The sequence below is a fragment of the Mycobacterium sp. TH-M15 genome (assembly GCF_057473705.1).
Genome location: NZ_JBYCLB010000406.1, coordinates 1 through 4,671, shown reverse-complemented (window position 1 = coordinate 4,671; position 4,671 = coordinate 1). Strand labels below are relative to the sequence as shown.

Genomic DNA, 4,671 nt, shown 5'->3' with positions numbered 1-4,671 from the left:
GGTGGGTGCGAAGACTTCTTACGCCTCCACCGGGGCGCCGGCCTGCAGGAAGGCGTCCATCTCGATCAGCTTGGTCTGTTGTTCGTTGGCGTGGTGCTGGCAGAACAGCAACTCGGACCCGGACGGGAGGGTGGCGCGCACGCGGGCGGCGGCACCACACCGATCGCAGCGGTCGGCCCGGGTCAACTCCGGACCGGTCAGGGTTGCGTTCATGGCTCCTCTTTCTGCACGGGTACTACGACTGTCTCAGACGCTCGGGGCTGTCGCACTGTTCCCGTCGCCGGTGTGTCGTGCCTCACCTGCCGGATGGGTCGCGGTGCGGCGGGCTGGTCACCGATGACTTGCACCGAGGTGCTGGTGCATCTGTGCGGCGGGGGATTGGTCGGCGGCCCGGCGCCGCGGCGAGATTCCTCCACAACCGGGTGCCAAATTCGTCCACCTCTCCACTGTCGGTCAGGTGCACCTGCCCGCCACCGACTCTACCGTGGCCGCCGCACGGCGGCTTCGCGCCGCTCGACCCGTCGGTGACCCGACCGCAGTGAGCGGGGAACACGATGAGCGCGCTGCGGAGCGGGGTGGCCGGTGCGCTGATGCTGGCGTTGTTGGCCGTCGCACCCGGGGTTCGGCCGCGCCCGGCGTGACCGACGAGATCTGCATGGCGTGGAACTTGGGGGGAGAGCAACGGGCAGATCTACCAGCAGTTGCAGCGCAACAACCACCGCATCACCCCGCGGGACGCCTGGAGTCGGACGAACTGGGCGATCATCAAAGGAGAATGCGGCACATGAACCGAGTCCGGGTAGTCGCTCGGTGTGATTTGCTTTACAGTGAGCGCACCTGAACATCAGCTGTCTCGGTCCGGCGATTCTCCCGGCAGTCGAAGGAACGGAAGATGAAGATCAACGGCAAGGTCGCCGCCACGATCGTGGCCGCGGGGTTGGCGGTGAGCCAGTCGGCGACCGCGTGGGCCGGCGACGACGCCGGGTTCCTCGCCCAGGCACGCGCCGAGATACCCCCGGGATGGATCTTCATCGGCGACCACGCGCTGCTCGATCTCGGCTACCAGTTCTGTGACATCGCGGCGCCGGACGGTCCCTACTGGGCGGTCCTGGACAACGACAACCGGCCGGTCAACCGGGCGGTCGCACATGCCGCGCACGCGCATCTCTGCCCCCCCGGCGGCTGACAACCCTGACCGCAAGCGAATCCGGTTAGAACGGCTGGGCGTCGTCGGTACTGATGAACATGCCGTGGGCGGTGAAGTCGCTGATGAAACGGGTGCCCTCGGCACTGGTCTGAATGACCCATCCGTACAGGTGGTAAGACCGACCGTCGATCATGGCGATCTCCGGGTCCGGCCAGGCCGTGATCTCACCCGTTTTCCAGGCCAGGTCACCCGACGTCTGCACGACGACGAGGTTGAACGGCCGACCCGTCGCCGGGTCCACCGGTGCCCGCAGGAATCCCGGTGGGTATTGGCAGTACACCTCCTGGTACAGGACGTCGCAGAGGATCTCCCCGGACTGGGTCCGCACAAACTGTCCGGACCCGGCGTGGGCGACCGCGGGGGTGAGGAGTCCGAGCGCCGCTGCGACTGACCCGGTGACCACCAAGCTTTCACGAACCATGACGTCAATCTTGCACGGATCTTGGTCGCCGGTGTCGGCATCGGGCTAAGTGGGGGGCGCCGCGCCGACCCGGATTCCACCCGGACGACATCGGCACCGAGCGTCTGGTTCGGCGATGGCAGCAGGAGCGGTTCGGTGCTGAGGGCGACCTGGTCGATCATCTCAAATAGCGGCGGTGCCGGAGACGGACGATCGGATTCGCCAAACGCGGCGCCCACACCGACGTACTGGTCAACAATGCGGGCATGCCGGTGGGCGGGCCGTTTCTGGAGCTGAGCCCGGCCGATTGGGATCGCCAGCTATCGGAGAACTTGATGGGGGTGGTGCACGGCTGTCGGGGTGTTCGACGCCCAGATGGTCGAGCGGGGATCCGGCCATATCGTCAACATCGCCTCTGTCGCGGCATTCACCCCGACACCGGTGATGGCGCCGTACTCGGTGTCTAAGGCCGGGGTGAAGATGCCCACCGAATGCCTGCGCCTAGAGCTGGGGCCCAACGGGGTCGGGGGCAGCGCGATCTGCCCCGGGGTGATCAACACCAACATCGGCGACCCGAATCTGGTCGCCCGTGCCGCGGCGCGCGCGGTGCGGTTCGACCTGGCGGTCGTTCCGGTGCGCACCGCGGCCTGGTTGGGTCATTTCATGCTGCGCGTCGCCCCCGGTATCAACCGCCGGATGGCCCAACCCTTCTCGGTCAATACCCTGGAAAAGCTCGCCGCCCGCCTGCTGGAGCGATTCGGCGATTCGAAGCCGCTGAGGGCTCTCGGTGCCGACACCGACGCCGAGTTGTCGACCGTCCGGGGCAAGTAGCCGGGTGATGGCCGGTGATCCGTGGCCCGGACGGCCCAAGGCGCTCAGTCCAGGTAGTCGCGCAAGACCTGCGAACGGCTCGGGTGGCGCAGCTTGCTCATCGTCTTCGACTCGATCTGCCGGATGCGCTCGCGGGTGACCCCGTAGACCTGGCCGATCTCGTCGAGGGTGCGCGGCTGGCCGTCGGTGAGGCCGAACCGCAGCCGGACCACGCCGGCCTCGCGCTCCGAGAGGGTCTCCAGCACCGACTGCAGCTGATCCTGCAGCAAGGTGAACGACACCGCGTCCACGGCCACCACGGCTTCGGAATCCTCGATGAAGTCACCGAGCTGCGAGTCGCCCTCGTCGCCGATGGTCTGGTCCAGCGAGATCGGCTCCCGGGCGTACTGCTGAATCTCCAGCACCTTCTCCGGGGTGATGTCCATCTCCCGGGCCAACTCCTCCGGCGTCGGCTCGCGGCCCAGGTCCTGTAGCAACTCACGCTGGATTCGGCCGAGCTTGTTGATCACCTCGACCATGTGCACCGGGATACGGATGGTGCGGGCCTGGTCGGCCATCGCCCGGGTGATCGCCTGGCGGATCCACCAGGTGGCGTACGTGGAGAACTTGTACCCCTTGGTGTAGTCGAACTTCTCCACCGCGCGGATCAGGCCCAGGTTGCCCTCCTGGATCAGGTCCAAGAACGCCATGCCGCGGCCGGTGTAGCGCTTGGCCAGCGACACCACCAGCCGCAGGTTCGCCTCCAGCAGGTGGTTCTTGGCACGGTCGCCGTCCCGGCAGATCCAGGCCATGTCGCGGCGGTAGGTGACGGCCAGCTTCTCACCGGTCTCGGTGTGCTCGGTCATCTTCTGGGTGGCATACAGGCCCGCCTCGATCCGCTTGGCCAGCTCGACTTCCTCTTCGGCGTTGAGCAGTGCCACCTTGCCGATCTGCTTGAGGTAGGCGCGCACCGAGTCCGCCGACGCGGTGAGCTCGGCGTCCTTGCGGGCCTGCCGCAGCGCCTCGGATTCCTCTTCGTCCCAGACGAAATCGCCGGACGCCTTGTCTTTCTCGGTGGGCTCGGGGAGCTCGTCGTCGTCTTCGCCGCCGGGCTTCGGGGCCGCCCCGTCGGCCTCCGGTTGGCCTTCCTCCGAGGCCTCCGCGGCGCTCGCGCCGTCGGAGGCGTCCTCTTCAAGGTCGTCCAGGCTCAGATCGGGTTCGCCCGCGTCGATGTCGTCCTCGCCGGGTTCCACCTCAAGGTCGACGTCGGCCTCCGCCGCCTCGAGCTTCGCGGCACCGGCGTCGGGCTCTGTGGTCGACGTCGCCGTCTTCGCCGCGCCGCGCGTCTTGACGGGCGCCTTCTTGGCCGCAGTCGTCTTGGCGGCGAGGGCCTTGATTGCCGCCTGCTTGGCGGGGGCTTTCTTGGTGGGGGTCTTGGCCGTGGCCGCCTTGGCCGGGGCTTTCTTGACGGGCGCCTTTGCCGCCGCGCGATCGGTCGCGGCCCGCGCCGTCGTCGTGCTGGCGTTCTTGGCCGGAGCGGCCCCGTTGGCCGAGTTGGCCGGTGATCGTTTCGTGGGCGCCTTGGCAGGCGCTTTGGCGGCAGCCTCAGCTTGGGTTTTGCTGGCGTCGCTGCGGTGCTTCGGCTCGTCGGTTGCCGGGTTGGCCTTGGTCGGTGGCACGTCCACCCCTCGGTCGGACTGACTCCCGGTAGGCCTGACCGTGCGCAACCGCGAGTGCTGGATATGTGGAATGTCGGCGTCGATCTCGACTGGGGTTACCTACTCGGATAGTCGCCACCGTCGGTCCGGCGGCCGCCGCGAACCATTGTAACGACCGAATCGGCTGGGACTTGCGCAGCGGGCGGAAATGTCATCGGGTGACGTCGGTGTCGGCGGCCATCGCCGCGCCGACGATCCCCGCGGTGTTCAGCAGCGTTGCGGCGACCACCGGTGTCCGGTTCTCCAGCAGTGGCACCCATTTGTCGGCTTTTTTACTGATTCCGCCGCCGGCGATGATCAAGTCCGGGCAGAGCGCGTTCTCGATGGCCACCAGCACCCGGGTCACCTGCCTGGTCCACTTCGCGTAGCTCCAGTCTTTCCGCTCCTTGACCGAGGACGCGGCCCGGTGCTCGGCCTCCTTGCCGCCCACCTCGAGGTGGCCCAGCTCGGTGTTCGGCAGCAGCTTGCCGTTGTGGATGACCGCCGAGCCGATCCCGGTCCCGAAGGTGAGCAGCAACACCACCCCGGGAACACCC

At 67.7% G+C, this 4,671-nt stretch carries 4 protein-coding genes and 3 pseudogenes; 3 read left to right on the top strand and 4 right to left on the bottom strand.

The genetic code is table 11. The features are described 5' to 3' along the window. Nucleotides 1–18 precede the first annotated feature (18 nt). The gene (locus AC2VNT_RS09935) at nucleotides 19–213 is read right to left on the bottom strand and encodes a DUF7455 domain-containing protein (RefSeq protein WP_486946694.1); all 195 of its coding nucleotides are present in this window, start codon (nucleotides 211–213) and stop codon (nucleotides 19–21) included. A gap of 123 nt (nucleotides 214–336) precedes the next feature. Between AC2VNT_RS09935 and AC2VNT_RS09930 the strand changes: the two are divergent. Both AC2VNT_RS09930 and AC2VNT_RS09925 read left to right on the top strand, forming a co-directional pair. Further along, a pseudogene (locus AC2VNT_RS09930) lies at nucleotides 337–492 on the top strand (DUF952 domain-containing protein); the annotation flags it as partial. A 400-nt stretch (nucleotides 493–892) separates the two neighbouring features. Continuing rightward, nucleotides 893–1,186, top strand: a complete 294-nt coding sequence (locus AC2VNT_RS09925) for a hypothetical protein (RefSeq protein ID WP_486946693.1) — start codon at nucleotides 893–895, stop codon at nucleotides 1,184–1,186. Nucleotides 1,187–1,211: 25 nt separating this feature from the next. Here the strand turns inward: AC2VNT_RS09925 and AC2VNT_RS09920 are convergent, their stop codons facing one another. Beyond that, the gene (locus AC2VNT_RS09920; RefSeq protein WP_486946692.1) at nucleotides 1,212–1,628 is read right to left on the bottom strand and encodes a hypothetical protein; all 417 of its coding nucleotides are present in this window, start codon (nucleotides 1,626–1,628) and stop codon (nucleotides 1,212–1,214) included. Nucleotides 1,629–1,849: 221 nt separating this feature from the next. Here AC2VNT_RS09920 and AC2VNT_RS09915 point away from each other — a divergent pair. Next, nucleotides 1,850–2,438, top strand: a pseudogene (locus tag AC2VNT_RS09915) (SDR family NAD(P)-dependent oxidoreductase); the annotation flags it as partial. A 44-nt stretch (nucleotides 2,439–2,482) separates the two neighbouring features. Here the strand turns inward: AC2VNT_RS09915 and AC2VNT_RS09910 are convergent. Further along, nucleotides 2,483–4,096, bottom strand: coding sequence for an RNA polymerase sigma factor (locus tag AC2VNT_RS09910; RefSeq protein ID WP_486946691.1), 1,614 nt, complete (start codon nucleotides 4,094–4,096; stop codon nucleotides 2,483–2,485). A gap of 190 nt (nucleotides 4,097–4,286) precedes the next feature. Then, nucleotides 4,287–4,671: pseudogene (locus AC2VNT_RS09905) on the bottom strand (polyphosphate--glucose phosphotransferase); the annotation flags it as partial.